The organism is Sphingomonas sp. ASY06-1R (genome assembly GCF_052180265.1).
Lineage (GTDB): Bacteria > Pseudomonadota > Alphaproteobacteria > Sphingomonadales > Sphingomonadaceae > Sphingomonas_I.
This window is the reverse complement of record NZ_CP197464.1, coordinates 2,959,213-2,984,797: the sequence shown is the minus strand read 5'-3', so window position 1 is coordinate 2,984,797 and position 25,585 is coordinate 2,959,213. Positions and strand designations below refer to the sequence as shown.

The following is a 25,585-nucleotide window of genomic DNA, read 5'->3' as shown; positions in this document are numbered from 1 at the left end:
GTATGTCTGCCGTAAACAGTTACGCCACCCCGCAGGACGGCCAGCCCGCCCCGTTCGCCATCCCGACCGATCTGCTGATCGGCAATGCCTGGATCGCCTCCTCCACCGGCAAGCGGATCGACATCCTCGATCCCGCGAATGAACAGGTCATCACGTCGGTCGCCGATGCCAATGTCGCCGAAGGCATTGCGGCGGTCGATGCGGCGGCGGCCGCGGCAGCGGCATGGGCGGCAACGCCCCCGCGCAAGCGTGCCGATATCCTGCTTGCCTGCTTCCACGGGATGATGGAGCAGCAGGAATGGCTGGCCCAGCTCATCTCGATCGAGAATGGCAAGGCGCTGACCGACGCGCGCGGCGAGGTTGCCTACGCCGCCGAATTCTTCCGCTGGTATGCGGAGGAAGCGGTGCGCATCACCGGCGATCTCAGTCTGTCGCCCTCCGGCGCCAATCGCATCCTCGTACAATATCAGCCGATCGGCATCGCTTTGCTGATCACGCCGTGGAATTTCCCGGCGGCAATGGCGACGCGCAAGATTGCGCCCGCGCTCGCCGCCGGCTGCACCTGCATCCTCAAGCCCGCCGAGGAAACGCCGCTGACCGCATTGGCGGTGGCCGAGATCATGCGCCGCGCCGGCGTGCCGGACGGCGTGGTCAACGTCCTCAACACCAGCGATCCCGGGCCGCTCTGCAGCGCCATCCTGCACGATCCGCGGGTGCGCAAATTGTCCTTCACCGGATCGACCGAGGTCGGCCGCATCCTCCTGCGCGAAGCCGCGGATTCGGTGATCAGCTCGTCGATGGAACTGGGCGGCAATGCGCCCTTCCTGATCCTCGACGACGCCAATCTCGACGATGCGATCGAAGGCGCGATGATCGCCAAGATGCGCAATGCGGGCGAAGCCTGCACCGCCGCCAACCGCTTTTATGTTCAGCGCGGCATCCATGATGCGTTTGTCGCCAAGCTGGTCGATCGGATGGGCGCGATGAAGATGGGTCCCGGTCTGGCCGATGGCACGCAATGCGGCGCGATGATCAACCGCGCCGCGATCGACAAGATCGAGAGCCTGGTCGCAGATGCGGTGGCCAAGGGTGCCAGGATCGAACTGGGTGGTGAGACGCCCGCGGGTGGCGGCTTCTTCTATCCGCCGTCGGTCCTCTCCAACGTCCAGCCGGGCTCCGAAATCCTCCACACGGAAGTCTTCGGCCCGGTCGCCGCGATCATCCCGTTCGACGATCCCGAGGAGGCGATCGCGCTGGCCAACGCGACCGAATATGGTCTCGCCGCGTATGTCTATTCGGACAATCTGAAGCGCGCGCTGCAAATTGCCGAGCGGATCGAATGCGGCATGGTGGCGGTCAATCGCGGCCTGGTGTCGGATGCGGCGGCGCCGTTCGGCGGCGTGAAGCAGAGTGGGCTGGGGCGCGAGGGTGCGCATCATGGCCTGCTGGAATATTGCGAAGCCAAATATATCGCCGTCAGCTGGTAGCGGGCGGCGCATACCAAAAACAAGCGCAAGGGCACCGATAAGCCCAACGTGAGGATGAAGATGGAAGGCATTTCGCGGCGGGGCTTGCTCGCCAGTACCGCATCGACCTTCGTGCTTGCGGGGCTCCTCCCCGGCGCCCGGCTCACGGCGGCAACGCCCACGGCGGCGCCGGCGACAGGGCCGGTGGCGGATACGGAATGGCGCCATTATGCGGCGGATCAGGCCAATACGCGCTATTCGCCGCTGGCGCAGATCAACGCCGAGAATTTCAACGATCTGCAAATTGCGTGGACGTTCAAGACTGACTCGCTGGGCGCCCGCAAGGAATATCAGTTCGAATCCACCCCGCTGCTGATCAAGGGGCGGCTGTTCACTACCGCCGGCTCGCGCCGTGCCTGCGTTTCGCTGGATGCCGCCACCGGCGAACTGGTGTGGATGCACCGGCTCGATGAGGGCAGGCGCGCGTTGAACTCGCCGCGTCAGCTATCGGGCCATGGCTGCTCTTATTGGACCGACGGGACCAGGGAACGCATTCTCTACGTCACGACCGGCTATCAGCTGGTCTCGCTGGATGCCAATACGGGCATTCCCGACCCGGCGTTCGGCACCAACGGCGTGGTCGATCTGAAGAAGGATTTCGATCAGGAGATCGATCTCGTCAATTCGGACGTCGGCCTGCACGCGACGCCTCTGGTAGCGCGCAACGTGGTGGTGGTCGGGGCGGCCCATACGGCCGGCGACGTTCCCGCCACACGCAAGAATGTGAAGGGCTATGTGCGCGGCTTCGACGTTGCCACCGGCCGTCGCAAATGGATCTTCCACACCATCCCCCGCAAGGGCGAATTCGGCTATGAGACATGGCTGAACGGCGATGCCGACGAAGCCGGCAATGGTGGCGTCTGGGCCGAAATGTCCGCCGACGAAGAACTCGGCCTGGTCTATATCCCGGTCGAACAGCCCACCGGCGACGAGATGGGCATGTATCGTCGCGGCAACGCCCTGTTCGGGGAGACGCTGCTCGCGCTCGATATCGATACGGGCGTGCGCAAATGGCATTACCAGATGGAGCATCACGGCCTGTGGGACCGCGATCTGCCCTGCGCGCCGATCCTGTGCGATATCCCGCATAAGGGTCGGATCGTGAAGGCGCTGGCCCAGCCGACCAAGCAGGCCTTCCTGTTCGTGCTCGATCGTACCAACGGCAAGCCCTTGTGGCCGATCATCGAGCGCAAGGTCGAGAAAGGCGACGTGCCGGGCGAATGGTATTCGCCGACCCAGCCCATACCCAGCAAACCGCCGGCTTATGACCGGCAGGGGATCGGTATCGACGATCTGATCGACTTCACGCCGGAGCTGCGCGCGGCAGCGGTGGAGTTCGTGAAGGATTACAAGATCGGCCCGATTTACACGCCGCCGGTCCTGAGCCGGCCCGGCCGCTGGGGCACGATCGCGCTGCCCGGCGTCCAGGGCGGCACCAATTGGCCGGGCGGCTCCTACGATCCCGACAGCTTCACCGTATACGTCTATTCCAAGACGCAGCCGGCGCTGCTGGGGATCATTGCCAACGAAGATCCGGCGGTGTCCGATTTTTCCTATGTCCACGGCGTCGCCGGCAACAAGCCACGGCCGCAGATTTCGATGGGGGCGGAGCTGCCGCCGGGCGCCTTTCGCGGCCCGCCGCCCGCGCCCAAAGCCGCCCCCGGCCAAAAGGCGCCCAGCCGTCCTCCGGCCTTCCTGACGGTCGAAGGCCTGCCGATCATCAAGCCGCCTTATGGCCGCATCACCGCGATCGATCTGTCCAAGGGCGATATCAGCTGGCAGGTCGCACATGGCGAGACGCCGGACGATATTCGCAATCATCCCAAGCTGAAGGGCCTGAAGATCCCGCGGACGGGCCGTCCGGGTAATCTTGGGCCGCTCGCCACCAAGACGCTGGTGATCTGCGGTGAAGCGGGCTTCTACACCAACGAATATGGCGTGCGCGGCGCAATGCTGCGCGCGTACGACAAGGCGACCGGAGAGGAGAAGGGGGCCGTCTATATGTCCGCCCCCCAAAGCGGCTCGCCGATGACCTATATGCTTAAAGGAAAACAATATATTGTCGTTGCCATCGGTGGCGGTAATTATAGTGCCGAGCTTGTTGCGTATCGTTTGCCGGGGAAAGCATGATGGCCAATATGTCCAATATCCGCCGTTTCGGAACCGCATCGTGCGGACTGGCGATGCTGCTCGTCGGGGCCGCGATCGCGCACGCGCAGGCCGCGGAGCGCTCGGTCTGGTCGGGGGTGTACACCGCCGAACAGGCCGGTCGCGGCAAGGTCGCCTATGACGAGCAATGCGCCGCTTGCCATGGGGCCGCGCTGACCGGCGGCGACGTCGCACCGCCGCTTTCGGGCAGCGCTTTCCTGAACAATTGGAACAACACGTCGGCCGGCGACCTGTTCGAACGCATCCATTCGACCATGCCGCAAAGCGCACCCGGCAGCCTCAGCGGCAAGACCGTGTCCGACATCGAAGCCTATATGTTCCAGGCCAACGGCTTCCCCGCCGGTCAGGTGGCCTTGCCGCCGGCGCAGCCGATGATGGCCGGCATCAAGATCGTCGCGACCAAGCCCGCCGGCTGAATGTCGCTCGAGCCTTAGGGCTTTTCACGGCGAGCTTAGAATATGATGACTTTACGTTCATCCGTTCGTGCCGAGTAGCGACCGAGTTGCCCGCAGGGCGTATCGAGGGCGCGTATCGAGGCATTGGTGATGGTCTCTCGATACGCGCTCTCGACAAGCTCGATCGCTACTCGAGACGAACGGATCCTACCGAAGTCATCACGCTCTAGGTCGCGCGCGGAGAGGAAGCCGGCGTTGGCGCCCACCTGCGTCCGGCGAAACGGCAACGAAGCGACATGTGCATATCGGTCGTCACCCCAGCAGGCTGGGGTCCAGCACGCTCGCCGCGGGCGATAAAACTGGGGGGATAAGAAGAGCCGGCGCTCCCGCCCACGTAGGCGGACCGGAGAAGTTCAAAAAACGTCGCGCAGGTCCGGCTGCTGGGCGGCGCTTTGGTCCGACAGGCACAGCAGAATGCCCAGGGCGAATATACCGAAGAAGAAGCCCAGGAAGCCCCACAGCGTCGTGTCGCGCCCCTTGGTCTTGGCAATTGTGACGCAACCCCAGGCGCACAATCCGCCGACGATCAAGGTTATGATTAACAGCATGCCCATCTCCTGTTCGCGACGATGCCCATGCCAACGGAAGGGCGGTGTCGGTGGAGATCGTTCAGGGCGGGAATTGGTTCCGCGGCCGGTGGCACGACGATCCTCGCCAGCACGACAAGGCGATATCTACGTATTTCCTGGATGAAATCGTAAGGTGAACGTCGGGCGGATTCGGTGGATCTGCGATGGGACCAAGGAAACATCATGAGCGCTGTGATCGCCCTCGTCGCTTTACTGCTCGCGTCCCAGCAGATCGACGATTCGGGGACGCCAGAGCTGCAAGAAGACCTGTTCCATTCCGATCTGCCGCTATGGGCCGATGACCAGGACCATATGTGGCCGCGCGCTTTCCAGGATGCGCAGTCTTTCGGCTGCGCTACCAAGATTCGGTACGGCAATTGGCGCCTCGATAGCGCCGAACGCGACATGGAACCGCGCTGGTACCGATGGACCAATTATGGCGCCATGCATTGCTTCATGTGGTCCGGCGGGCCGACAACCAAGAATGCGTTGCCCAAAACGTCAGCTGAGCCGAGCTTCCTGATCGATCTCGGGGCACTCCCAGGATCGAACGACGCGATCGAGCTGTGGGCGCTGCAACAGGGCAGCCGGCCGGGGAGCAATTATATCCTGCTGTCCCGCACCCGGCAGCCCGGCATCATCACGTCCTTCGATGTGCTGCAACGGGGTTGCCCGCCCGAAAATCTGCGCAAAGGGCCCCAGCTGGATATCCTGAAAACCAGCTATTGCGTTTTCAACAGCCGCGCGGCGCTGATCGACACGGCACGCCGCATGGCGCGGCGCCCACCGCTTGGCCGCCTTACCTGGCAGTCGAAGGCGAAGGGCGGCGATTGATCGCAGCGCGTGGCTACGGCGGCGGTGGCTGTGCCACATATGGCGTGCTGACCTATGGGGCGGTATCGCGATCCGCTGCGGCGTGCCACGCTTTCATTCTCGGCAGCGCTTTCCTGAACAAGGCGTGGGCCGGCGATCTGTTTGAACGCATCCACGCGACGGCGGTCACCCGCTAGACAAGCGTGGGATATCCGGCGCGGATGGCCTCGTCCTCAAGGCGTAAGAGCGCGGCATAATCCTCGATCGATGTGGTGCCGATCGCCTTGATCCGGAGCCCCTTGCGGACGTCACGATGGGCCGGGCTCGAACCGATCGTCACGAGCGCCCGCTGCAGCGCGTCCGCAAGTGCGGGGGGCGTGTCGACGCCGGTCACGAACGGGAGCGCCGGGCTGGCGGCGGTCTGCGCCAGGATGCGCAGCCCAGCCGCGAGCGCCGGCTGATGGTCCCCAACAAAAGCCCAAGTGACACAGTCGATCCCCGCCGCGTCCGCATGGCCCTGCCGTATGGCGGCAAGGCTGGCGGTGTGGCTGCCCGTCTCGACGATCGCACCGAAGAAGCGGGCATTGCGTGCCAGCGGCGCGAACAGATGTCGCGGCAGGTTCATGCCGGAATTCGAATGCCACGCGTTCAAGGCAAAGCGCCGGTCACGAAGATCCTCCGGGTCCTGCGCCGGATCGTCCTCGCGAACGATGATGAAACTACGATGGGTCATCCCGTCGCAACCCGGCGCCTCATAGCTTGGCGTTCCCAGCACCCGAAATTGATCGCGATGGATCGTCTGCAACGGATATCCGCAGGTCTGCGTGAACAAGGTTCCGGCCATCGCCCGACCGGGGGCGGGCCCGGCATCCGGGCTCAGGCCGGCGGGAATATCGGCAAAGCCCTCGCACCTCAACGCGTCGGCCAAGGCAGACCATGATGCTGCGTTGGCCGCCCGCATGCCCGGTAGATCATACATGGGCAGGCTGACCGTCGCGGTCATGGCGACACGCTTTCCACGTCAGGCAACGTCCGGCGCTTTGACCCGATGGTCGGGATGAATGATGTGATCATGCGCCTTGAACAGGAAGCGGCGGAACAGCGCCCCATAGCCTGGATACAGCAATCCGCCATTGCCCTGCAAAAGCCTGGCGCGGTGCCGCCGGTGGAAAGCAGGCAGGCGATACCAGGGAAGGCCGGGCCGATCGTGATGCGCGGCGTGCAGATTGTTGTTCAGAAACAGCAGCGCCAACAGACTGCGCGTCTCCACGATCGCAACCCGATGCCCAGGCAGCCTGGCCGCACGATGCTCGGCAAAGGATCGCAGGAGCGACAAGGAGAGTCCCGGATAGACGAACAGCAATGCATAGGCCCCGATGCCCAGTCCGCAGAAACGCAGCCAGGCGATGATCAGGATGCAGCCGGCAAGGTGTGGAATCCAGTCACGCAAGACGGCGCCGCCGTCGCATTTTACCCGGCCTATCTCCGCTGTCAGAAAGCGCACGACGGTAATGGGTGGCCCCACGATCAGGCGCCCCAATAAGGTGGCCTGCATCGCCTCGATCTGCCGTGCGATACTGGCCCAAAGGCCTGGCGCTGCCGCAAGATAGCGGGATTCCGGATCCTCATAGGGGTCGGTTATGGCGCTACTGGCATGATGCGCCCGGTGCGTGCGCCAATAGATCGAATAAGGCAGCCACAAGGATAACGGAATTGCCGCGATGGCGGCGTCGATCCGGGCGTGCCCGGTCGGATGCCCGTGGATCGCCTCATGCTGCAGCGAATTGTGCCATGCGATGAACCACCCGCCCAGCAGCGCGGTCACCCAAAGCGGCAGCAATGCATGCAGATAGGTGACCGCGATCCAGCCCCCATAGATAGAAGCGGCCAGCGCGACCGTCGGCCATTCGACGCGGTTTCGTTCACGCTGCAGTTCATCCTCCTGACATGGGCGGCTACGCTACTGCCTATTTCCTACTTATTTGATAGGATATTGGTCGACAGGGCTTTGCTTGCCGACGTGCAAGCTGCGCTTGGACGACGCGGGCGGGGCCGGCGGAGAAAGCTGCGCTGATGCGGGCACAAATTTTCCTCTGCGCCAAATATCCCACTGATATACTAGGAAATGTAGGCGCGAGCGCGGCTTGCCTCTCCTTGAGGAAGACGCCTTTGCCGCAGGGGGGCAGCTATCATGATCCGGTTTAACACGTCTTTGGTGGCGTCCATCTCGACAGCGGTCGTGGCGACCGGCCTGCTCGCCGGCCCGGCAGCCGCGCAAGTGGTGCCCGTGTCGGCTGAGGCGAGCGCCGCGGGCGGTGTCACCGCGGACGGGATCGACGAGATCGTCGTCACCGCGCGCAAGCGTTCGGAAAATCTGCTGACGACGCCTGTGTCGGCAACCGTGTTGTCGCGTCAGGACCTGGTTCAGCAGAATGTCCGCAACTTCCAGGATCTGCGCGGCGCGGTCTCGAACCTGGAGGTCATCCCGCTCGAGTCCGGATCGACCAGCTTTACCGTGCGCGGCATCGGCCAGACGGCGGACCAGGTGAACTCGGACACCAAGGCCGGCCTGTATGTCGATGAGATGTATGTCAGCCGTCAGGAGGGCAACGATCTCTATTTCTACGACATCGCCTCGCTGCAGGTGCTGAAGGGGCCGCAGGGTACGCTGTTCGGCAAGAATACGACGGCGGGCGCTATCTTGCTAACGACCCAGCGGCCAACGTCGGAACTCGGTGGCTATGCACAGATCCGGGGCGGCAGTTTTCATCGGATCGATACGGAAGGCGCGCTCAACCTGCCGCTTGCGGACGGCATCTATGGCCGCGCCAGCTTTCGCACCCAGAATGCCGATGGGTTCATCAACCACCTGCTCGACAATAAGCGCAGCGGCGACATCGATAACCGGTCGGTCCGCTTGCAGCTACGGGTAGAGCAGGGGCCGCTCACCGCCGATCTGCTCGGTGAATATAATCAGTCGCGCACCGACGGCGGCTCCAGCATCCCGATCGCCTGCGACAACAACGCCGGCTATATCCAAAACTATAATGCCCTGCATAAGGTCGCTTATTGCGATGCCTATCCCGTGCTGGGGAAGAAATACCAAGTCTATGGCGGCGCGACCCTGAGCGCGCCGACCAGCAGTCTCATCACCGATCTCGCCCAGGGCGGCGATGCCAACGGCACCGGCAAAGCGCGCTATGTCGGGCAGGGGCCGTACAATCACACCCGCGTCTACACCGCCAACGGCCGGCTCAATTATCAGCTGAGCGACAGCGTCGCGCTTCATTCGGTGACTGCCTACCGCAACTCGCGCGCGCAATATTATACGCCGCGCGACAACACGCCGAACGACATCTATGCCGAGAATGACGATACCAGGACGAAGCAGTTCACGCAGGAACTGACGCTGGGCGGCACCGCGCTCGACAACCGGCTGACGTTCCTCGGCGGGCTATTCTACTATAATCAGAAGACCACCTTCCTGCAGGATACGGGGCCCGACTGGATCGACCCGCTCGGCTATATCTACGATGGTTCGCTCAAATATGAGAGCTATGCCGCCTTTGCGCAGGCCTCGTTCAAGATCACGCCCAAGCTGGAGCTGACCGTCGGCGGTCGCTACACGCATGATCGCAAGACCGGCGGCAGCTACGTCTTCTTTGCCGAGGATACGTCCAAGACGTTCGTGGGCACGCTGCCGGGCACCACCACTTCGCAGACCCTGCAGTGCGGCTGGTTCGTGAACAGCTTCCTTGGAGGTGTCACCAACTGCGCCGGGCCGGCCTTCACCGCCCGGGATTCGCACAGCTGGCACGGCTTCGATCCCAAGGTGCAATTGTCCTATCGCTGGAGTGACAGCGTCTTCACCTACGTCTCGGCGGCGCATGGCTATAATGCGGGCGGCTTCAACCAGCAGCTCGGCTCCCAGCCGGCCGACGGCCGCTTCGTATCTTACTATAATCCGGAAAAGCTCTGGTCCTACGAAGGCGGGATCAAGACCGAATTGTTCGATCGTCGCGTCGTTTTGAACCTGTCGGCCTTCTACCAGAAATATAGCGACATCCAGTCGTCGGTGAACATCCTGATCGGGGGTGTCTCGACCCGCCAGGTGCAGAGCGCGGCCTCGGCGCACGAGAAAGGCTTTGAGGGCGAATTCATCCTCCGCCCGACCCGTGATCTCACGTTGCGCGGCAATGCCTCTTACCTCTCGCAAGGCTATGACAAAATCTATCCCGGTGCGGTGGACCTGACGCTCGATACGCCGATCAATTCCGCGCCCAAATATACCTACAGCGCCGCGATCGACTACGATGTCCATGTCGGGTCGAGCGGAATCGTCACGCCCAGTGTCGACGTGCGCGGCATCAGTTCCAAATGGGCATGTCCGGCAGGCGCAAGCTACACCTGCAAGCTGCCCGCTTATGCGCTGGTCGGCTTCCGCGTGGATTATGTGCCGCGTGCGGGCAGCCCATGGAAGCTCGGTATTTACGGTACTAACATCTTCGACAAGTTCACGCAGCTGGCACGGACCGGCTTCTTCGGCGGCTTCGGCATCGATCGCTACACGCCAGGTCGGCCGCAGGAGTTTGGCGCGGAGATCAGCTGGAAGTTTTGACCTGAGCCCGGCGGCATAAAATCAAAGGTGATCCAGCGTGTGTCTACAGCGCAAGGATTTGTGCGTGCTCAATCGTTCGGTGGCGCCACATCCTTGAGTCCGTCGGCCTGACACTCGGTGTGTTCCGTTTCGCGCGCAGATGTGGCGGGCGGAGGCACGAAGGCGACGCGGTAGCTGATCGCGTTTCCTTTCACCGCGCTGATGGCCAGTCGCAATTGCTGCAGTTGCACGGCCCTGTCGGTGACTGGAAAGGCGTGCGTCTCGCTGGTCTGCGGATGGATCAGATCGCCGGGGTCGTAGGTGCGCACCTCGAACACTATGCGCGCGCCATCGACGTCGAGCAGCGCCGCATCGTAAATCACCCTCCCGGTTAATCCGGCGTTGGGTTCATGGGGGTCGAGCGGCAGGAGCCCCTGGCTATAATCGCCGGGCGGTACGATCAATTCGCCGCGGCGGGCGATATGGACCGCATCGATCGCGCCATAGCGCACAGGAAGGTGTCGCACCTCACAAGCGATCGGCATTGCGGCTAGCAATGCGATGGACGGGTGCGGGGGCGGAGGTGGGCGCTTCCGCGCCGTGGCCGCCTGGACGCTGGCGGAACAGCCGATCAGGCACAGACCCAGGACAATCGATCGGCAATCCCGCATGCGCGTTCCCCTTGGCTCGCCATCGACTGCGGCGTACCGCTTCCAGTGCCGGTCCTTCTATTCCCCGGCAAGGAGTATCGCGATCACCCGCAAAGCCTTTCTGATAAGCCTCACACTATTGGGTATCGCCTCTTTATGGCTGGCGGGACTGATCGGTCACTGGGGCAGCCCGCGTGCACCCTCGATCGGCGGCGGCTCCTACAGCCTGGATCGGTTCGTCTATTCCGGCCTGATCATTCTGCTGACGGCGACTTGGGCGCTCGGCGCGCTGATAGTGGCATGGGTGCGGAACGACGCCGCTTTATCCAGGCGCGCTTATATTCTCTCGTTGGTCGGCTTCGTCGCTTTCGCCGGCGCATGCTGGTTCTATGGCTCGAATCTCGATTGAACAGCATTGGGAATTTTAGCGCAGCGTCCGACATCATTGCAGCGCTGTTGCAACCTGGATCAGCTTTTCCCGTTTAGGCTGGAGGGAGGCGAGATCTGATGGCCGACATTTCCACGCTGTGGCGCTTTCCGTGGATCGTTAAAGGCGCTTTGCTCGCGGGGATCGTCCTTTTGTTGCTGGCGATGGGCCTGCTCGCGGCGCAATGGCAGTTCCTTGCGACGGCAGAGCATCGGACCGGCACTGTCAGCGCGCTCAACCGCGAAGCGATGGAAGATAATGGCGTGGGCTATCGCATGTCGGTAACGTTTCGGGATGCTGGCCGTAATTTGGTGACGGTCCGCTCCTCCGTCGTGAGCAGCGCAACCTCCTGGCGTGTGGGCGATGCGGTCGGCGTCGATTATCCCGCCGGTCGACCCCAGGATGCGGTGATCGCGACCTTCGTCGATCGCTGGCTCGCCCCGGTGGTCGTCGGCGGCATTGCCGCGGTCGCGCTCGTGATCGGCGGCGTCGGCGCCTGGATGGCCGGTCAGCCGGGTACCCGTGTTCATCGCGTCGGCAACGGCGTCGTCGGGATGTCGTGGGGTAGCGCTTCGACAATGGACATACCGGCGGCGGAAAGGACCAGACCCGATCCGCCGCAGTAAGCGCGTCCTGCGATTATTCGCCCGTCCAGGCGGGCAGGCTTTTGGTGCCCCCAAGGAAGGTCGCAACGCCTCGGCGAAAATCGGCGCTGCCATAAACCTGGGCGATGAGATCCTCAACATCCGGCAGTTCGGCATAGCGCAGCCGGCGTAGCATTTCCTTCGTCGCGGCCGTGGTCAGCGGGGCATTCTCCGCCGCGCGGCGACACAGCGTTTCCGTGGCGCTGTCCAACTGATCGGCTTCCACCAGCTGGTGGAGGAAGCCGCTCGCCAGCAATTCCGGCGCGGGGATCATCTCTCCCAGCAGGACCATGCGTTTCGCAAATTGCACGCCGATGGCGGCACCGATGCGCGCGACGCTGTGCGCCGACAGGCAATTGCCGATCGTGCGGCCGATCGGAGACCCGAAGCGCGCGGTGGGCGTGGCGATACGGAAGTCGCAGGCCGACGAGATGTTGAGCCCGCCGCCGACCGCCCAGCCCTCCACGATCGCGATCGTCGTGCAGGGAATGGCATCGATCGCGCCCATGCAGATGTCGATATCGCGCTCGTAATCGACGCCCTGCTGCCCGGTCGTATAGTCTGCGAACTTGCTGATGTCGGTGCCGGAGATGAAGGCCTTCCCGCCGACGCCCCGAAAGGTGGCGACGCGGATCGAACGATCCTGCGCGATGTCATAGGCGGCGTCGCGCAGATCGTACCACATCTGGCTGGTCAGCGCATTATGCGCGCGCTGATTGTCGAAGCGGACATGCGCCGTATCGCCCTTCTTCTCGTAGATGAGCCGCGCCTCGCTCATTCCGCGGCCTCCGCCGGTGCGCGCAACAGGCCCTTGTCGATCAGCTCCTGGCGGATTTCGGCATCATGTTCGTTAAGGAGGGGCGGGGGCATGCGCACCTGCTGCGGCGTGCCGCGCATCTTGACCGGGAAGCCCAAGGCCTTGAACTCCCCCTCCACCGGATGGGGCACCTGCATCACCATGTCGCGCGCGACCGCCTGCTCGCTTTCGACCGCCTCGCCATAATCCAGGATCGGCGCGGCGGGCACGCCGGCGGCGAGCATGGCGTCGATCCATTCCTGCTTGGTGCGGGTCAGGAAGGTCGGCGCCAGATCGTCGATCAGCACCAACCGGTTCTGGACGCGCGCGGCGTTGGTGGAATAGCGCGGATCGTCCTGCAATTCGGGCCGTCCAATCACCTGCAGGAACGTCAGCCACAGGCCCTGATTGGCCGCGCCGATGACGAACCAGCCGTCGGATGCATGCACCGCCTGATATGGCGCGGACATGCGGTTGGCCGAACCGATCGGCGTCGGCGACTTGCCCGTGCCCCACAGCTCCGTCGTTTCCCACACCGACAGGCCCAGCGCCGCCTCCAACAGCGATGCATCGACATATTGGCCCTGGCCCGATGTCTGGCGGCCGATGATCGCGCTCAGAACGGCATAAGCGGTGAACAGGCCCGCACCGAGATCGGCGACCGCGATCGAATTCTTGGCCGGCTCCATATTGGGAAAGCCGTTGGAGCTCAGGATGCCCGACATCGCCTGCGCGATCAGGTCGAAACCCGGACGCTGCGCCCACGGGCCGGTCTGCCCGAAACCGGAGATGCTGGCATAAACGAGCCGGGGGTTGATCTTGGAGAGCGTCTCGTAATCGATGCCCAGGCGGCCGGAGACACCCGGGCGCGCATTCTCGATCAGGATGTCGGCGGTCTTGACCAGGGCGTACAGCACCTCGCGATCGGCCTCGTCCTTCAGGTTCAGGGTGATGCTGCGCTTGTTGCGGTTCAGCGCCAGGAAGCCGGGACTGTCTTCGCCCTTCAGCCGGAAGCCCATGGAATGGCGGGTCGAATCACCCGTCTTGGGCGGCTCGATCTTGATCACGTCGGCACCCATGTCGCCCAGCAGCATGCAGCAGAACGGGCCTGCCATCACCTGCGAGATGTCCAGCACCCTCAATCCGGCCAGCGGCAAAGTCGCCATTTCCATCTCCTGTTTTGGCGTTTCTTGGATCGGCCGACGCCTATAAGATGTAAACATCTCAATAGCGCCGGATCATATTGTATATGATTTTGCCCGCTGCTAGCATCGGCATCGATAAAGAACAATGACGGCCTGCCGACGCCCGGCGGAGCTGCCCATCTTGAGAGGAAGCCGCTTGGAAAAGCAGCATATTTGTCGTTTGCGTCGCGTCCGGTCGGCTCTGCTCGCAACCCTGGCGGCGGTGTCGTTGGCGACCGTTGCCGATGCTGCCGATGCGCCCCGCGACTGGACGCATTATGGCCGCGACGGCGGCAATGCGCGCTTCTCTCCGCTCAAGGAAGTGACGCCCGCGAATGTCGGCAAGCTGCGTCAGGCGTGGGTCTATCATATGCGTCCGGAAGGCTTCAAAGTCGAAGTCTATCCGGGATTGCCGGAAGCCGTGCGCAAGCGTTTTGCCACGGGCTTCTCACCGTCGGAAGCCACGCCTTTGGTGGTCAAGGGGGTAATGTATCTCCCGACTCCCTATTCCCGCGTGGTCGCGCTCGACGCGGCGACGGGCCGCGAATTGTGGGCCTATGCCATGCCGCCGCGCGATCAGGCGGCGACGCGCGGCGTTTCCTATTGGCCGGGGAGCGGCGGTGTCGGGCCGCGCATCGTGTTCGGGACGCGCGCGGGCAAGCTGATCGCGCTGGATGCCGCCACCGGCAAGCCCGCGGCGGAATTCGGCACCGCCGGCATCGTCGATATGAAGACGCCGGAGGTGATGAACGGCCTGCGCGGTGCCCCGCTCGGCATGAGCAGTTCGCCGACCGTCTATCGCAACCTCATCATCACCGGCTCGCGCGTGCAGGAGATGCCGGTCAAGGGCGCGTCGGGCGACGTGCGGGCGTGGGATGCACGGACCGGCAAGCTGGTCTGGACCTTCCATTCCATCCCCCGGCCCGGCGAATTTGGTAACGACACCTGGGAGGGCGATAGCTGGAAGGGGCGTTCGGGCAACAACGTCTGGACCAACGTGGTCGTGGATGCGCAGCGCGGCATCGCCTTCCTGCCGTTCGGCGCGCCGACCTTCGATCGTTGGGGCGGGGATCGCAAGGGTGCCAACCTGTTCGCCAATTCGATCGTCGCGGTCGATGCGAATAGCGGCAAATATCTGTGGCATTTCCAGACCGTTCATCACGACATCTGGGACGTCGATCTCCCGGTTGCGACGCTGATCGACGTGAAGCGCAACGGGCGCACGATCCCGGCGATCGCGGTCATGAACAAGACCGCGCTGATGTTCATCCTCGATCGCACCACCGGCAAACCGCTTTATGACGTGCGCGAAGTGCCGGTGCCGACCGACACGGACATTCCGGGCGAGCAGCCCTGGCCGACCCAGCCGATGCCGGCCGCGCCGCCGCCGCTGGCGCGGGTCAGCTACAGCGCCGACGAGATTAACGATCTTACCCCGACGATGAAGTCGGTCTGCGAAAAGCTGACCAAGGATCTATTGGTCGTCCCCAGCAAGATGTTCCAGCCGCCCCGCGCCGACAGTGCCGTCAACGGCTTCCCCAGCAGCCTTGGCGGGGTCGACTGGGGCGGTGGTTCGTTCGATCCGCGCACCGGCCTGTACGTGATCAACGTCAATGCGCTCGGCAGCCCGCAGCAGCTCGCCCAGCAGCCCGACGGCAGCTGGGGCATGAAGGCCGGCTATGTCTATTTCCAGGATCCGGAGACGCTCAACCCCTGCCAGAAGCCGCCATGGGGCGAGCTGGTCGCGGTCGATGTCAACAAGGGGACGGTCGCATGGCGCCGTCCGCTCGGCGACAATGCCGATCCGGTGTTCAAGGATGCCGGGCGGATCAGCGCCGGCGGGCCGATCACGACCGCCAGCGGCCTGACCTTCATCGGCGCGACCACCGACGATAAGATCCGCGCCTTCGATACGAAGACCGGCAAGCTCTTGTGGGAGGCGAAGCTGCCGGCATCCAATTACGGCACCCCGATCACTTACGGCGATCGCGATGGGCGGCAGATGATCGGGGTGGTCGCGACCGGCGGTTTCTCAGGCTCGCCGCCGAACAGCGATGCTGTCGTGGCATTCTCGTTACGTTGAGTTAGGATGAAGTATGCGTAAGATCCTCGTTGCCGCCGCTCTGCTGCCTCTGGTCGCGCTGGGGGCACGCGCGCTCGCTGCCGATGCCCCGGCCGCGCCGCCGCCCGGGGCGGGGCTGGATCTGATCAACGAACGCTGCGTCTTTTGCCACAATAACGCGCAGATCTTTTCGCAGCGCAAGACCGCACCTGCCTGGGCGGCCACGGTCGAGCAGATGGCCAATCGCGGCGCCGAAGTCTCGCCCGAAGAGATGAAGGTCATCGTCGACTATCTCGCCAAAAATTATGGCGGCCCGGATCCGTCGACCGCGCCCGCAGCGCCGCAGAAATAATGCCGCTCTACGCCATAGACGGGGCCAGCCCGGCGGTGCCCGGCACGAGCTGGGTCGCCCCCTCCGCCGATCTGGTGGGGGACGTGCAATTGGGCGCGGGCGTGGGCGTCTGGTTCGGCGCGGTGATCCGCGCGGACAATACGCCGATCATCGTCGGGGACCGCACCAATATCCAGGAAGGAGCCATGCTCCATTCCGATCCCGGCAGTCCGCTGACGCTGGGGGAGGATTGCACGATCGGGCATCACGCCATCCTCCACGGCTGCACGCTCGGCAATCGCGTGCTCGTCGGCATGGGCGCGACGATCCTGAACGACGCCGTCATCGCGGATGATTGCCTGATCGGCGCAGGGGCGCTGGTGACCGAGGGAAAAAGCTTTCCCCCCGGCAGCCTCATCATCGGATCGCCGGCCAAGGCGGTGCGGCAGATTTCGCCGGAGATGCGCGAGGGGCTCAAACGTTCGGCCGCGGGCTATGTGGAGCGGCAGGCTCGCTTCGCCACCAACCTGCGCCGCGTGGACGATCCCGCCTGAACAAAGACGCGGACGACGCGCGACGCAACACCAAGGGGAGAATAGGATGCGCACCAGCTTGAAAATCATGGCCCTGCCGCTCGCCATGGCGGCCGCCGGCGCCGTCCATGGCGCAACGCCGACGCAGGTGGTCGCCCACCATCTCGCGGCGATGAAGAAAGGCGATCTGCGCGCGATCATGGCGGATTATGCCGCCAACACGGTCGTGATCGCCCCGCCCGGATTGGTCGCCGGTCAGTCCGCGCGGGAGGTCGGCGTCTTCGTCGGCGCCAATGCGCGGCGGGTGTTCGCGACGCTGATCGACAAGGATCATCATCCCGGCGTGCGCTCGATGCAGGCCAGCATTGCCCCGGCGGGGCCGGATATCGCGCGGCTGCGCTGGGTCCAGTTCAAGGGCACGCGCCAGCAGGTCAGCGGAGAGGACATCTTCGTCGTGCGCGGCAACAAGATCACCTATCAGGCGATCCTGGTCGAACCCGCCCGCTGACGCACGGTGCGCCGCATCCAATTCCGGATGCGGCGTCCGATCAGCGTCGATACAGCGGCAATTCGCCCGCCACCCGCGTCCGCAGCCTGTAGATGCTCGACGATGCCGTGATGTAGACGACGTGCCCGTCCTCCGCGAACGCCAGATTGGCGGCGACCTCGGGCAGCTTGATCTGGCCGAGCACCTTGCCCCGGGGCGTAACGATGCGGATGCCGCCGGGTCCGCTCGTCCAGATATTGCCGGCGCGGTCGACCTTCAGCCCATCCGGCCCTTCCGGGCCGCTGCCCGCCGGATAGCGGATCAGGATGCGCGGTTTGGACAGCGCGCCATTCTGGCCCACCGTATAAGCCCGGACATACATGTCCGGCCCATAATTGCTGACATACAGGGTCGATCCGTCGGGGGAAAAGCCGATGCCGTTGGGCAAAGTCATGTCCCGGATCGGCGCGGTCAGCGTGCCGTTGGCATAGCGGAACACACCGTTGAACCGCAGCGCCTTGGCCGGATCCTTGTCCATCCCGTTGAACAGCCCGAACGGCGGATCGGTGAACCATAAAGATCCGTCGCGCGCGAACACCAGATCGTTGGGACTGTTCAGCCTTTTGCCCTCGAACGCCGTCACGAACGGATGCGGCATCCTCTTTGCGTCGAGGCGCGCTATCCGGCGCGCACCCATCTGCATCATCAGGATGCTGCCATCCTTGGCGGTGGCAAGCGCATTGGATCCGATATTCGCGCCCTTGGGCGGGTTCGGATAGCCGCCGGAATTCTTCAGCACGACATCCACCGTGCCGGCCGGTGTGACCGTCAGCAGGCGATCGCCCTGCACGTCCGAAAACCACAGCTTGCCCTGGCGCCACATCGGTCCCTCGGCGAAGAGGAAGCCGGTCGCAATGCGTTCGATGCGCGTGCCGGGCGCGATCACGGCGTCCAGCGCCGGATCGAGCCGATCGATCCGCGTCGTGGCGGGTGCGGCCGCCGCCACCGGCGCCGTCACGCTGACCAGCAGGCCGACGGCGGCCAACGATAGTATCCTCACAACATTCTCCCGTGTCACGATGGAGTGATTCAGCGCGGGCGGCGCGGTGCGGTGGCCATGCGATAGGCGGCCTTGGCGTCCAGATCCTTGGCCACCCCGATCACCATCAGCTCCAGCGGGGCCGTTCCGGTCGGGCGCAAGGCACGGGTTTCGCCCACGTCGACGGCGACGGCATCGCCGCTATGGATCGCCGCGTTCTCGCGGCCGACGCTGATCTCGCCATCGCCCGACAACACATAATAAGCCTCGCTCAAACCGGGCTTGCTCGCAGCGCCGACGCTGGTGCCCGGCGGCAGCATCAGATGATCGACGAAGGTCCACGGCGTGGCGAACACCGTCGGATCGAGCAGGCGGCGGTACATCACATTGCCCTGGCCGCCATCCATCGCGGTCACCGGCTTCAGCAGCGATCGATCGAAGCGCATGCTGATGAACTGCGGGATTTTGTCGAGCACGACGCCGTCCGTGCGTGGATCGCCCAGGTCGAAATTGTCATAGGCCTTGGTCATGCCGACATTGATGTTCAGCCACTGGATCGGCCTGTCGGTGGGGTTATAGATGGCGTGCGCATGGCCCATCCGGTCGGGGACGCCCGCCGGCCCCTTGATCCGCGATGTCCGGCCATCGATCGTGAACTCCGCCTCCCCATCCAAGATGACGAACATTTCTTCCGATTGATTGTGGAAATGCTGGCCGATCCCGCTGTGCGGGGCGATCACGCCGCGGTGGATAAAGATCAGGTTGGTGCTGAGCGCGCCGACACCCAGAAGCTGGCCGAAGTCCATCGTGCCGGCGCCCGCATGGACCTTGGAGAGGTGCTGGAATTTCGCGGGGTCGCTATGGCCGATCCGCTCGGCCAGCGGGGCCGCCGCCAGCGGGCCTGCGGTCAAAAGCATGGCGAACGCAGGCAGCCACGCGCGACATCGTCCCATCATCATCCCCTCTAATGCCGGTGACCGGTCTTTACGCGGCCATACAAGCATCGTAGTAGAAATCATATAGGATATTATAGCGTCGAAGAAATGGCGCAGATCGAGGGGACGTCATGGCGGAACTTGCGCGCTCACGGGTGAGGCTCGGCCTCGTCTTTTTCCTGTTCGTCATCAGCGCGATCGCGTTTCTGGATCGCACCAACATCTCCGTCGCGGGGGTGGAGATGCGCCAGGAATATGGCATCGATCAGGTGCAACTCGGTTGGGTCTTCAGTGCCTTCCTGATCGGCTATGCCTTGTTTCAGGTGCCCGCCGGCTGGTTGTCCGCACGGTTCGGGCCGCGCAAGGTGCTGACCTGCGCGCTCGTCTGGTGGGGGATTTTCACCGCGCTGACGGCCGTGGTCCCGCCCGGCGCGCCCCACGCGCTGATGCTGCTCGTCGCCGTCCGCTTCGCGCTCGGCATCGGCGAATCGGTCGTCTACCCGTCCGGCAACCAGTTCCTGTCGCGCTGGATCCCGGCGCAGGAACGGGGCAAGGCCAATGGCCTGATCTTCGCCGGCGTCGGCGCCGGATCCGGCATCACGCCACCGCTGATCACTGCGATCATCCTGTGGGGCGGCTGGCGCGCGTCTTTCTATGTCTGCGCCGTGGTCGGGCTGATCGCCGGCCTGATCTGGTATTGGATCGCGCGGGATCGGCCGCAGGACCATGCGGCGGTCAACAGTGCCGAGATCGCCCATATCGAAGCCGGGCTACCGCCCGCGCGGGTCGGCGCCCAGGATCCAGTGCCGTGGCGCGCCATCTTCAGCAGCCTCAACGTCTGGGGCCTGTTCATCAGCTATTTCGCCTTCGGTTACGTCATTTGGATCTTCTTCAGCTGGTTCTACACTTATCTGCACGATGCGCGCGGACTCGATCTGAAATCCACCGCGGCCTACGCTATGCTGCCCTTCCTGTGCATGACCGGCGGCTGCCTCGCCGGTGGCGTGTTGAACGATATGATCGCCGCGCGGCACGGTCTGTACTGGGGCCGATCCGGGGTTGCGATCGTCTCCTTCATCCTGACCGGGCTGTTCCTGATGATCGGATCGATGGCCGATAATACGATCGTGGCGGTGGTCGTGCTCGCTGCGGGGGCAGGGGCGATCTACCTGTCGCAAAGCTCCTTCTGGTCGGTCACCGCCGATATTGCCGGCCCGCATAGCGGGGTTGTGTCCGGCTTCATGAACATGGGGTGCCAGATTGGCGGGGCGCTCACCTCGTCGCTGACGCCCTGGATCGCGCTGCAATTCGGCTGGATGGCGGCCTTCTTCACGGGCGCCGCCATCGTCCTTGCCGGTGTGCTGGCCTGGGCGGTGGTCGATCCCAACCGCTTGATCGAGCCGAAGCGCGCCGCCGACGACCTGCTTACTGCGCGCGTGCCAGCCTGATCGCGATCGGGTCGCGGCCCGCCGTGTCGAGATAGGTGGTGCCGGCAAAGGTACGGCGGATATGCACCGCCGCACCCACCGGTACCGGCGGCGCGACGCTGGTGGTCAGGTAGGCACTGCCATCCTCCAGCACGAGCCGGTAATAACCGTGCCGCTGTGGAACCACCGCCGCGATCCGGCTGTCGAAATTGGACCGGCGTTTCAGATCGTCGCGTTGCGCCTGTGCCGTGTCGCGCGTGGGGGCGGGGGCGACGGTCGCGCGCGGCGCCGGATCGGCGGGTCGTTCTGGCGCGGCGGCATAAGGGGCGGGTGCAGGTACGGGTGCGTCCACGCCGATCCTGTCGTAGCAACTCAGTCGCGCAGCCGGGTCGGATAGCGCTCGACAATCGGCCATCGTCGCCGGCGCTGCGGATCCGCTGGACGCTGCCAAGGCGGCAAATAGTCCGACTGCCGCAAGGGTTGCACCGCTATTCATCATCATCTCCTGCCCCGGATTATTCGTTTGACTGCCACCCAAGCATCATATCATATATGATGCAATAACAAGCCACACAGGCTGGGAGGAGAGGGTTATGCTGCGGACCAAGGCCGCGCTGTCGCTGTGCGCGATCGCATCCATCGCGTCGATCGCGTCCGCGCAAACCCCTCCTCCGGCCGGTGCGCCCGTGGCGGGACGCCCGCCGCTCGAAATCGCATGGTCGCCCAAGCGGACGCCCTACCGCGCCTATGAAGCGCCCAATCGCGCCTGGTGGAAGCTGGCCGACGTCCGCGCGATGCACAAGGGCCAGAAAAGCTGGGTCCAGCCGATCGTCCGCAACAAGGATCTGATGGCCGACTGGCATCAGATGGCGGTCGGTGAGCGCACGCCGCAACTCGGCTACCCCGATAATCGGACCGCGCTCATCGTGTGGGATGGACAGATCAAGGTCAGCATCAAGGGGCAGGATCCGTTCATCGCCACCAAGGGCTTCGAAATCAACATCCCCTTCCGCCTACCGTTCACGCTGGAAGCACTGGGCGACACGCCGGCCTTGTGGCTGGAAGTCCATGCCGCGGGCGATCTGCCGATCTATCCGGTCGAATCGACGCCGCAAAAGCCGAAGGATGTCGCCGGCTTCACCTACCAGCAGACCGTTCTTGGGGGCGGCCCGGGCAAGTATGACGAGACGAACAAACCCTATCTGGATTTCTTCAAGGACGTGGTTCAGGGCGGCGCACGGGCCGGGGCGTTCATCTCGGGCGATCACATGTTCGTGAACAATATCCGCGGGAAAGGGACGCCCACGCCCCCCGCCAGCAACCTCGGCCACTTCCATTTCGGCCATGATGAGTTCTGGTTCATCATGGAAGGCAATGTCGATTACCAGATCGAAGGCGTGCCCTTCTTCACCGCGCAGGCTGGCGACATCGTCCTGGCGGCACAGGGCCGGTGGCATCGGGCCAGCTTCGGCGGCCCCGTCGGACAGATGGATACCCGCGTCGCGATCAATCCCTACCCTTATGGTTTGCACAATTACTCCGTGGCGTCCGGCGGGCGCCAGTAGGCGCTCGCATTCTGCGGATATCCGGCTGGCAGCTATCAGCAGAAGGCTAGTTGAGTCGAAGTATCGTCTAAAATAAACGGATCGCAACACCATTAGTGTTGTGAGCGCGGTCCTATTTCGGTCATCGATGCGTGTTGTCGATTGGCAACACCGATTCGCGATGATCGGAACTATTGGTCCATGGGTCGTCGTCATTAAGCCTTGCATTGCGGCGTTGCAGCAAAGAGCGTGGCTTACTCTTTTATACGGCCGCATATTCTCGCAGTCGCACAGCCAATACAATACGGACACTTGACGTGAAACGATCCTACCCGTAGGCAAATAGCCGATCGTATATGATATGAAATCATAACGGTCAGGGGATGCTAAACGAGGGGTTTGCAGAGATGCGACAGACGTCACGCATGAAGTATCAGGGTTCGGCACTGGCGATGGCGGTCGCCGCGCTTGCGGCGACCGCGGTGGGGGCACAGACGGCGGGCGATCAGTCGCCGGCTAATCCCACGCCGGTCATCACGTCGGATTCCTCCGCGGAATCCGTGGGTGAGATCGTCGTCACGGGCTCCAAGATCCGCGGCGTCGCGCCGATCGGCTCCAACCTCATTTCCGTCGGCCAGGCCACGATCGAGAAGACGGCACCGGTCAACGTTTCACAACTTGTGAATACGGTTCCATCGATCTCGACCGCCGGCTCCGCCTCCCAGGGAGAGAATGCCTATTCTTATTATTCGCCGCAGATCCATAGTCTTGCCGGTTCCTCGTCCAACACTACGCTGGTGATCCTGGACGGCCTGCGCCTGCCCGGTGGCGGCACGCAATTCTCGCAGACCGACCCGAACATCATTCCGGTCACGGCCATTCAGCGGGTCGAGGTTCTCGCCGACGGCGCCTCCTCGGTCTACGGATCGGATGCGGTCGCGGGCGTGGTCAACTTCATCACGCGGCGCACCTTCGATGGCTTCGAAGCGAACGCCCAATATGGTTTCGGCGATCATTACCATAATTCCAACCTCAGCTTCATCTGGGGCAAGAAGTGGGACACAGGCGGCGTCTATGTCGCAGGAGCCTACACCGATCAGTCGAAACTGCTGAACCGCCATCGCGATTTCTCCAGCCTTGGCGATTATCGTCCGGTCGGTGGCAGCAACAGCCAAAGCTATCAGTGCAATCCGGCGACGATCCAGGTGCCCGGCGTCACGGGCGTTTATCTGTCACCGAATGCTACCAGCACTGTGCCGAACACGGTCGCCAATTCGCCCTGCAACAACTCGGTCTACGCGACCTTGCTGCCGAGCCAGTACCGCGCGAACGGCATGATCAAGGTCACCAATGACTTTTCCGACAAGCTGACCGTTACCGCCATGCTGAATTACAGCCGGCAGGAAACCCATTCGCCCAACGGCCCGGGCACGCTCAGCAACATCACCGCTTTTGGTCCGGGCTATAGCGAGACGCGGCAGATCAATCCCTTCTATGTCGCCCCCGCAGGGTCGCCCGGCGCACCGCGGCAGACGATCAGCTGGCTGGGTCTGACCAAGGACGGCAAATACGGCCAGACCGAATCCCAGGCGGATTCGATCTACGCGACCGCGGTTGTCGATTATAAGATCAACAGCAGCTGGACGGCGACGCTCAGCGACGCTTTTGGTTGGAACCGCTCCGCACTCAACACCATCAACGGCTTCTGCAGTGCCTGCGCTACGCTCGCCATTAACGGAACCGCCCAGAGCAGCGGCAACCCGCTGACCAGCGACATCGCCGGCCAGAATGTGATCGCGCTCAACGTGCCGCTTACCACCGCCAATTCGCTCGACGTCTGGCGGCCCTTCGGCAGTGCGCTGACGTCCGATGCCGTGCTGCGTTCGCTCTATCGCAACAATAGCGAGAATACGAACTTCAACACGTTCAACCAGGTCAAGCTGGACTTCCAGGGCGCGCTGTTTGCCTTGCCCGCAGGCTCGGTGAAACTGGCCTTCGGCGGCGAATATTATTGGGCAGAGGAAACGCAGAAGATCAGCGGTTCCAACAATACCGGACCGACCAGCACCGGTTCGAACTTCCGCGTCTTCAACTACAGTCGCAACGTGAAGTCGGCATATGCCGAATTGTATATCCCGGTGATTTCGCCGGAGATGGACATTCCCTTCGCCCACCGCATCGACCTCAGTATCTCTGGCCGATACGATAAATATAGCGACGTCGGATCGACCACCAATCCGAAGTTCGCCGCGAATTGGGAACCAGTCGAAGGCCTGAAGTTCCGCGGCAATTATTCCCGTGCGTTCGTCGCTCCGCCGCTGGCCGTCATCGGCGATCCCAGCCAAGGGTATCTCTACGCATCGGGCAGCGTCGGCGTGAACGGCACGCAGATAGCGGTGCCGCTCGCCAATTATCCCACGGCCGCTCAAATCCCGGGGGTGCAGTGCACGGCCACGACCTGCACCATCGGCACGAATGCGGTACAGGGCTTGCGGCGTCAGCTCGGCGGCGGCTTCAGCAACATGGTCCCGCAAAAGGGCCGCAGCTGGTCGGCGGGCGTGGATTTCGCACCGAAATTCCTGCCTGGCTTCGTCGCGGCGGGCACCTTCTTCCATAACAAGTTCATCGGCGGCGTAAGCTCGCCGAGCCCGAGCGCCATCGTCAACTCGGCCGGACTGCGGCCGTTGCTGACGATCTGTCCGCAAAAATGCTCGGATGCGCAGATTGCCGAGTTCGCGAACATCGCCAACGGCGCCACCATCTCCGGCGCGGTGCCGCCCGACGTCTATTACCTGCTCGATCAAAGCTCGCGCAACGCGCTCAACCTGACGGTCGAGGGTATTGACGGTCAGTTCACCTATCAGCGCAATATTGGTGATCTGGGGCGCTTCACCGTCGGCACCGCTTTCACCTACTTCACCAAGTTCATCCAGAACTTCGGCGGTGGCACCGATTTCAGCATTCTGAACACGTCCGGTTACAACACCACCTTCCCGTCGGTGCGGTTCAAGAACCGGGCGCAGCTGGGCTGGGAGATGAGCGGCTTCTCTGCCGACCTCTTCTGGAACCATGTCGGATCCTACCGCAACTGGATCAGCACGACGGTCACGCCGATCACGGTCGACAGTGTCGGCAACCCGACCGGTGGCGGCGACAAGGTCAAGCCCGGCAACACGTTCGACCTGCATCTTCAGTATGAGTTCCAGGGCGAGAACTTCCTGCGCGGCTGGCAGATCTACCTCGATACGCAGAACCTTTTCGATAAGGATCCGCCCTTCTTCAACGGCAATACCAACGGCATTCTCGGTGGGGCCTGGGGCTATAACGGCTTCGTGTCCAACCCGATCGGGCGTGTCATTTCGATCGGCCTGCGGGCCAAATTCTAACGGCCTCCCAC

24 protein-coding genes are annotated in these 25,585 nt (G+C 63.5%); 15 read left to right on the top strand and 9 right to left on the bottom strand.

All coding sequences use genetic code 11. From position 1 onward, the window contains the following. Positions 1-2: 2 nt before the first annotated feature. From ACSBM8_RS14300 to ACSBM8_RS14290, 3 genes are read left to right on the top strand one after another with little or no spacing between them, the layout of a single operon-like run. Positions 3-1,487 carry an NAD-dependent succinate-semialdehyde dehydrogenase gene (locus ACSBM8_RS14300; RefSeq protein ID WP_442678671.1) on the top strand — a complete coding sequence of 495 codons (1,485 nt, stop codon included), beginning with the start codon at positions 3-5 and terminating at the stop codon, positions 1,485-1,487. Positions 1,488-1,547: 60 nt separating this feature from the next. Beyond that, the gene (locus ACSBM8_RS14295) at positions 1,548-3,656 is read left to right on the top strand and encodes a pyrroloquinoline quinone-dependent dehydrogenase (protein WP_442678670.1); all 2,109 of its coding nucleotides are present in this window, start codon (positions 1,548-1,550) and stop codon (positions 3,654-3,656) included. Continuing rightward, positions 3,656-4,111: a c-type cytochrome gene (locus ACSBM8_RS14290; RefSeq protein WP_442678669.1), complete on the top strand. Its 456-nt coding sequence runs from the start codon at positions 3,656-3,658 to the stop codon at positions 4,109-4,111. Before ACSBM8_RS14295 ends, ACSBM8_RS14290 begins: the two co-directional genes overlap by 1 nt. A 392-nt stretch (positions 4,112-4,503) precedes the next feature. Here ACSBM8_RS14290 and ACSBM8_RS14285 read toward each other — a convergent pair whose 3' ends face one another. Beyond that, positions 4,504-4,698: a hypothetical protein gene (locus ACSBM8_RS14285; protein ID WP_442678668.1), complete on the bottom strand. Its 195-nt coding sequence runs from the start codon at positions 4,696-4,698 to the stop codon at positions 4,504-4,506. Positions 4,699-4,902: 204 nt separating this feature from the next. On the opposite strand from ACSBM8_RS14285, the gene ACSBM8_RS14280 reads away from it, so the two are divergent. Together ACSBM8_RS14280 and ACSBM8_RS14275 are read left to right on the top strand one after the other, a co-directional pair. Then, positions 4,903-5,553, top strand: a complete 651-nt coding sequence (locus ACSBM8_RS14280) for a hypothetical protein (protein WP_442678667.1) — start codon at positions 4,903-4,905, stop codon at positions 5,551-5,553. After that, positions 5,550-5,729 carry a hypothetical protein gene (locus ACSBM8_RS14275; protein WP_442678666.1) on the top strand — a complete coding sequence of 60 codons (180 nt, stop codon included), beginning with the start codon at positions 5,550-5,552 and terminating at the stop codon, positions 5,727-5,729. The genes ACSBM8_RS14280 and ACSBM8_RS14275 overlap by 4 nt, the downstream gene beginning before the upstream one ends. On the opposite strand, the gene ACSBM8_RS14270 is transcribed toward ACSBM8_RS14275, so the two are convergent. Both ACSBM8_RS14270 and ACSBM8_RS14265 read right to left on the bottom strand, forming a co-directional pair. After that, positions 5,726-6,535 (bottom strand): phosphate/phosphite/phosphonate ABC transporter substrate-binding protein, encoded by an 810-nt coding sequence (locus ACSBM8_RS14270; RefSeq protein WP_442678665.1) that lies wholly within the window; start codon positions 6,533-6,535, stop codon positions 5,726-5,728. The genes ACSBM8_RS14275 and ACSBM8_RS14270 overlap by 4 nt on opposite strands. Positions 6,536-6,553: 18 nt before the next feature. Then, complete coding sequence (locus tag ACSBM8_RS14265; RefSeq protein ID WP_442678664.1) at positions 6,554-7,357, bottom strand: fatty acid desaturase; 804 nt, start codon at positions 7,355-7,357, stop codon at positions 6,554-6,556. A 366-nt stretch (positions 7,358-7,723) separates the two neighbouring features. Here ACSBM8_RS14265 and ACSBM8_RS14260 point away from each other — a divergent pair, with 366 nt between their 5' ends. Beyond that, positions 7,724-10,150 (top strand): TonB-dependent receptor, encoded by a 2,427-nt coding sequence (locus ACSBM8_RS14260; RefSeq protein ID WP_442678663.1) that lies wholly within the window; start codon positions 7,724-7,726, stop codon positions 10,148-10,150. 68 nt (positions 10,151-10,218) lie between these two features. On the opposite strand, the gene ACSBM8_RS14255 is transcribed toward ACSBM8_RS14260, so the two are convergent. Then, positions 10,219-10,641: a hypothetical protein gene (locus ACSBM8_RS14255; protein ID WP_442678662.1), complete on the bottom strand. Its 423-nt coding sequence runs from the start codon at positions 10,639-10,641 to the stop codon at positions 10,219-10,221. 157 nt (positions 10,642-10,798) lie between these two features. On the opposite strand from ACSBM8_RS14255, the gene ACSBM8_RS14250 reads away from it, so the two are divergent. After that, positions 10,799-11,188 carry a hypothetical protein gene (locus tag ACSBM8_RS14250; RefSeq protein ID WP_442678661.1) on the top strand — a complete coding sequence of 130 codons (390 nt, stop codon included), beginning with the start codon at positions 10,799-10,801 and terminating at the stop codon, positions 11,186-11,188. 98 nt (positions 11,189-11,286) lie between these two features. Next, a complete protein-coding gene (locus ACSBM8_RS14245) occupies positions 11,287-11,832 on the top strand; it encodes a hypothetical protein (protein WP_442678660.1) in 546 nt (181 codons plus the stop codon). Between the two features lie 13 nt (positions 11,833-11,845). Here the strand turns inward: ACSBM8_RS14245 and ACSBM8_RS14240 are convergent, their stop codons facing one another. Both ACSBM8_RS14240 and ACSBM8_RS14235 read right to left on the bottom strand, forming a co-directional pair. Beyond that, positions 11,846-12,628 carry an enoyl-CoA hydratase gene (locus ACSBM8_RS14240; RefSeq protein WP_442678659.1) on the bottom strand — a complete coding sequence of 261 codons (783 nt, stop codon included), beginning with the start codon at positions 12,626-12,628 and terminating at the stop codon, positions 11,846-11,848. Continuing rightward, positions 12,625-13,812 (bottom strand): CaiB/BaiF CoA transferase family protein, encoded by a 1,188-nt coding sequence (locus tag ACSBM8_RS14235; RefSeq protein WP_442678658.1) that lies wholly within the window; start codon positions 13,810-13,812, stop codon positions 12,625-12,627. Before ACSBM8_RS14235 ends, ACSBM8_RS14240 begins: the two co-directional genes overlap by 4 nt. Before the next feature lie 247 nt (positions 13,813-14,059). On the opposite strand from ACSBM8_RS14235, the gene ACSBM8_RS14230 reads away from it, so the two are divergent. From ACSBM8_RS14230 to ACSBM8_RS14215, 4 genes are read left to right on the top strand one after another with little or no spacing between them, the layout of a single operon-like run. Next, a complete protein-coding gene (locus ACSBM8_RS14230) occupies positions 14,060-15,913 on the top strand; it encodes an outer membrane protein assembly factor BamB family protein (protein WP_442678657.1) in 1,854 nt (617 codons plus the stop codon). 13 nt (positions 15,914-15,926) lie between these two features. Beyond that, positions 15,927-16,244, top strand: coding sequence for a c-type cytochrome (locus ACSBM8_RS14225; RefSeq protein ID WP_442678656.1), 318 nt, complete (start codon positions 15,927-15,929; stop codon positions 16,242-16,244). Continuing rightward, positions 16,244-16,777 carry a gamma carbonic anhydrase family protein gene (locus tag ACSBM8_RS14220; protein ID WP_442678655.1) on the top strand — a complete coding sequence of 178 codons (534 nt, stop codon included), beginning with the start codon at positions 16,244-16,246 and terminating at the stop codon, positions 16,775-16,777. Before ACSBM8_RS14225 ends, ACSBM8_RS14220 begins: the two co-directional genes overlap by 1 nt. A gap of 46 nt (positions 16,778-16,823) precedes the next feature. Beyond that, entirely contained in the window at positions 16,824-17,264 is a 441-nt protein-coding gene (locus tag ACSBM8_RS14215; protein ID WP_442678654.1) for a hypothetical protein, read from the top strand. Positions 17,265-17,304: 40 nt separating this feature from the next. On the opposite strand, the gene ACSBM8_RS14210 is transcribed toward ACSBM8_RS14215, so the two are convergent. Then, positions 17,305-18,303 carry an SMP-30/gluconolactonase/LRE family protein gene (locus tag ACSBM8_RS14210; RefSeq protein ID WP_442678653.1) on the bottom strand — a complete coding sequence of 333 codons (999 nt, stop codon included), beginning with the start codon at positions 18,301-18,303 and terminating at the stop codon, positions 17,305-17,307. 29 nt (positions 18,304-18,332) lie between these two features. Beyond that, on the bottom strand, positions 18,333-19,199 hold the full coding sequence (locus ACSBM8_RS14205) for a cupin domain-containing protein (protein WP_442678652.1): 867 nt from the start codon (positions 19,197-19,199) through the stop codon (positions 18,333-18,335). A 149-nt stretch (positions 19,200-19,348) separates the two neighbouring features. Here ACSBM8_RS14205 and ACSBM8_RS14200 point away from each other — a divergent pair, with 149 nt between their 5' ends. Further along, on the top strand, positions 19,349-20,665 hold the full coding sequence (locus ACSBM8_RS14200; RefSeq protein WP_442678651.1) for an MFS transporter: 1,317 nt from the start codon (positions 19,349-19,351) through the stop codon (positions 20,663-20,665). Here the strand turns inward: ACSBM8_RS14200 and ACSBM8_RS14195 are convergent. Continuing rightward, complete coding sequence (locus ACSBM8_RS14195; protein WP_442678650.1) at positions 20,643-20,996, bottom strand: hypothetical protein; 354 nt, start codon at positions 20,994-20,996, stop codon at positions 20,643-20,645. The genes ACSBM8_RS14200 and ACSBM8_RS14195 overlap by 23 nt on opposite strands. A gap of 241 nt (positions 20,997-21,237) precedes the next feature. Between ACSBM8_RS14195 and ACSBM8_RS14190 the strand changes: the two genes are divergently transcribed. Together ACSBM8_RS14190 and ACSBM8_RS14185 are read left to right on the top strand one after the other, a co-directional pair. Continuing rightward, positions 21,238-22,209: a cupin domain-containing protein gene (locus tag ACSBM8_RS14190; RefSeq protein WP_442678649.1), complete on the top strand. Its 972-nt coding sequence runs from the start codon at positions 21,238-21,240 to the stop codon at positions 22,207-22,209. A 404-nt stretch (positions 22,210-22,613) separates the two neighbouring features. Continuing rightward, on the top strand, positions 22,614-25,574 hold the full coding sequence (locus ACSBM8_RS14185; RefSeq protein ID WP_442678648.1) for a TonB-dependent receptor domain-containing protein: 2,961 nt from the start codon (positions 22,614-22,616) through the stop codon (positions 25,572-25,574). The last annotated feature ends 11 nt before the right edge of the window (positions 25,575-25,585 follow it).

Excerpts from the sequence above, each read along its gene's own strand:
- ACSBM8_RS14300 (WP_442678671.1), top strand. The coding sequence starts at position 3 with ATGTCTGCCGTAAACAGTTACGCCACCCCGCAGGACGGCCAGCCCGCC.
- ACSBM8_RS14295 (WP_442678670.1), top strand. The coding sequence starts at position 1,548 with ATGGAAGGCATTTCGCGGCGGGGCTTGCTCGCCAGTACCGCATCGACC.
- ACSBM8_RS14290 (WP_442678669.1), top strand. The coding sequence starts at position 3,656 with ATGGCCAATATGTCCAATATCCGCCGTTTCGGAACCGCATCGTGCGGA.
- ACSBM8_RS14285 (WP_442678668.1), bottom strand. The coding sequence starts at position 4,698 with ATGCTGTTAATCATAACCTTGATCGTCGGCGGATTGTGCGCCTGGGGT.
- ACSBM8_RS14280 (WP_442678667.1), top strand. The coding sequence starts at position 4,903 with ATGAGCGCTGTGATCGCCCTCGTCGCTTTACTGCTCGCGTCCCAGCAG.
- ACSBM8_RS14270 (WP_442678665.1), bottom strand. The coding sequence starts at position 6,535 with ATGACCGCGACGGTCAGCCTGCCCATGTATGATCTACCGGGCATGCGG.
- ACSBM8_RS14260 (WP_442678663.1), top strand. The coding sequence starts at position 7,724 with ATGATCCGGTTTAACACGTCTTTGGTGGCGTCCATCTCGACAGCGGTC.
- ACSBM8_RS14250 (WP_442678661.1), top strand. The coding sequence starts at position 10,799 with ATGCGCGTTCCCCTTGGCTCGCCATCGACTGCGGCGTACCGCTTCCAG.
- ACSBM8_RS14245 (WP_442678660.1), top strand. The coding sequence starts at position 11,287 with ATGGCCGACATTTCCACGCTGTGGCGCTTTCCGTGGATCGTTAAAGGC.
- ACSBM8_RS14240 (WP_442678659.1), bottom strand. The coding sequence starts at position 12,628 with ATGAGCGAGGCGCGGCTCATCTACGAGAAGAAGGGCGATACGGCGCAT.
- ACSBM8_RS14235 (WP_442678658.1), bottom strand. The coding sequence starts at position 13,812 with ATGGCGACTTTGCCGCTGGCCGGATTGAGGGTGCTGGACATCTCGCAG.
- ACSBM8_RS14225 (WP_442678656.1), top strand. The coding sequence starts at position 15,927 with ATGCGTAAGATCCTCGTTGCCGCCGCTCTGCTGCCTCTGGTCGCGCTG.
- ACSBM8_RS14220 (WP_442678655.1), top strand. The coding sequence starts at position 16,244 with ATGCCGCTCTACGCCATAGACGGGGCCAGCCCGGCGGTGCCCGGCACG.
- ACSBM8_RS14215 (WP_442678654.1), top strand. The coding sequence starts at position 16,824 with ATGCGCACCAGCTTGAAAATCATGGCCCTGCCGCTCGCCATGGCGGCC.
- ACSBM8_RS14205 (WP_442678652.1), bottom strand. The coding sequence starts at position 19,199 with ATGCTTTTGACCGCAGGCCCGCTGGCGGCGGCCCCGCTGGCCGAGCGG.
- ACSBM8_RS14200 (WP_442678651.1), top strand. The coding sequence starts at position 19,349 with ATGGCGGAACTTGCGCGCTCACGGGTGAGGCTCGGCCTCGTCTTTTTC.
- ACSBM8_RS14190 (WP_442678649.1), top strand. The coding sequence starts at position 21,238 with ATGCTGCGGACCAAGGCCGCGCTGTCGCTGTGCGCGATCGCATCCATC.
- ACSBM8_RS14185 (WP_442678648.1), top strand. The coding sequence starts at position 22,614 with ATGAAGTATCAGGGTTCGGCACTGGCGATGGCGGTCGCCGCGCTTGCG.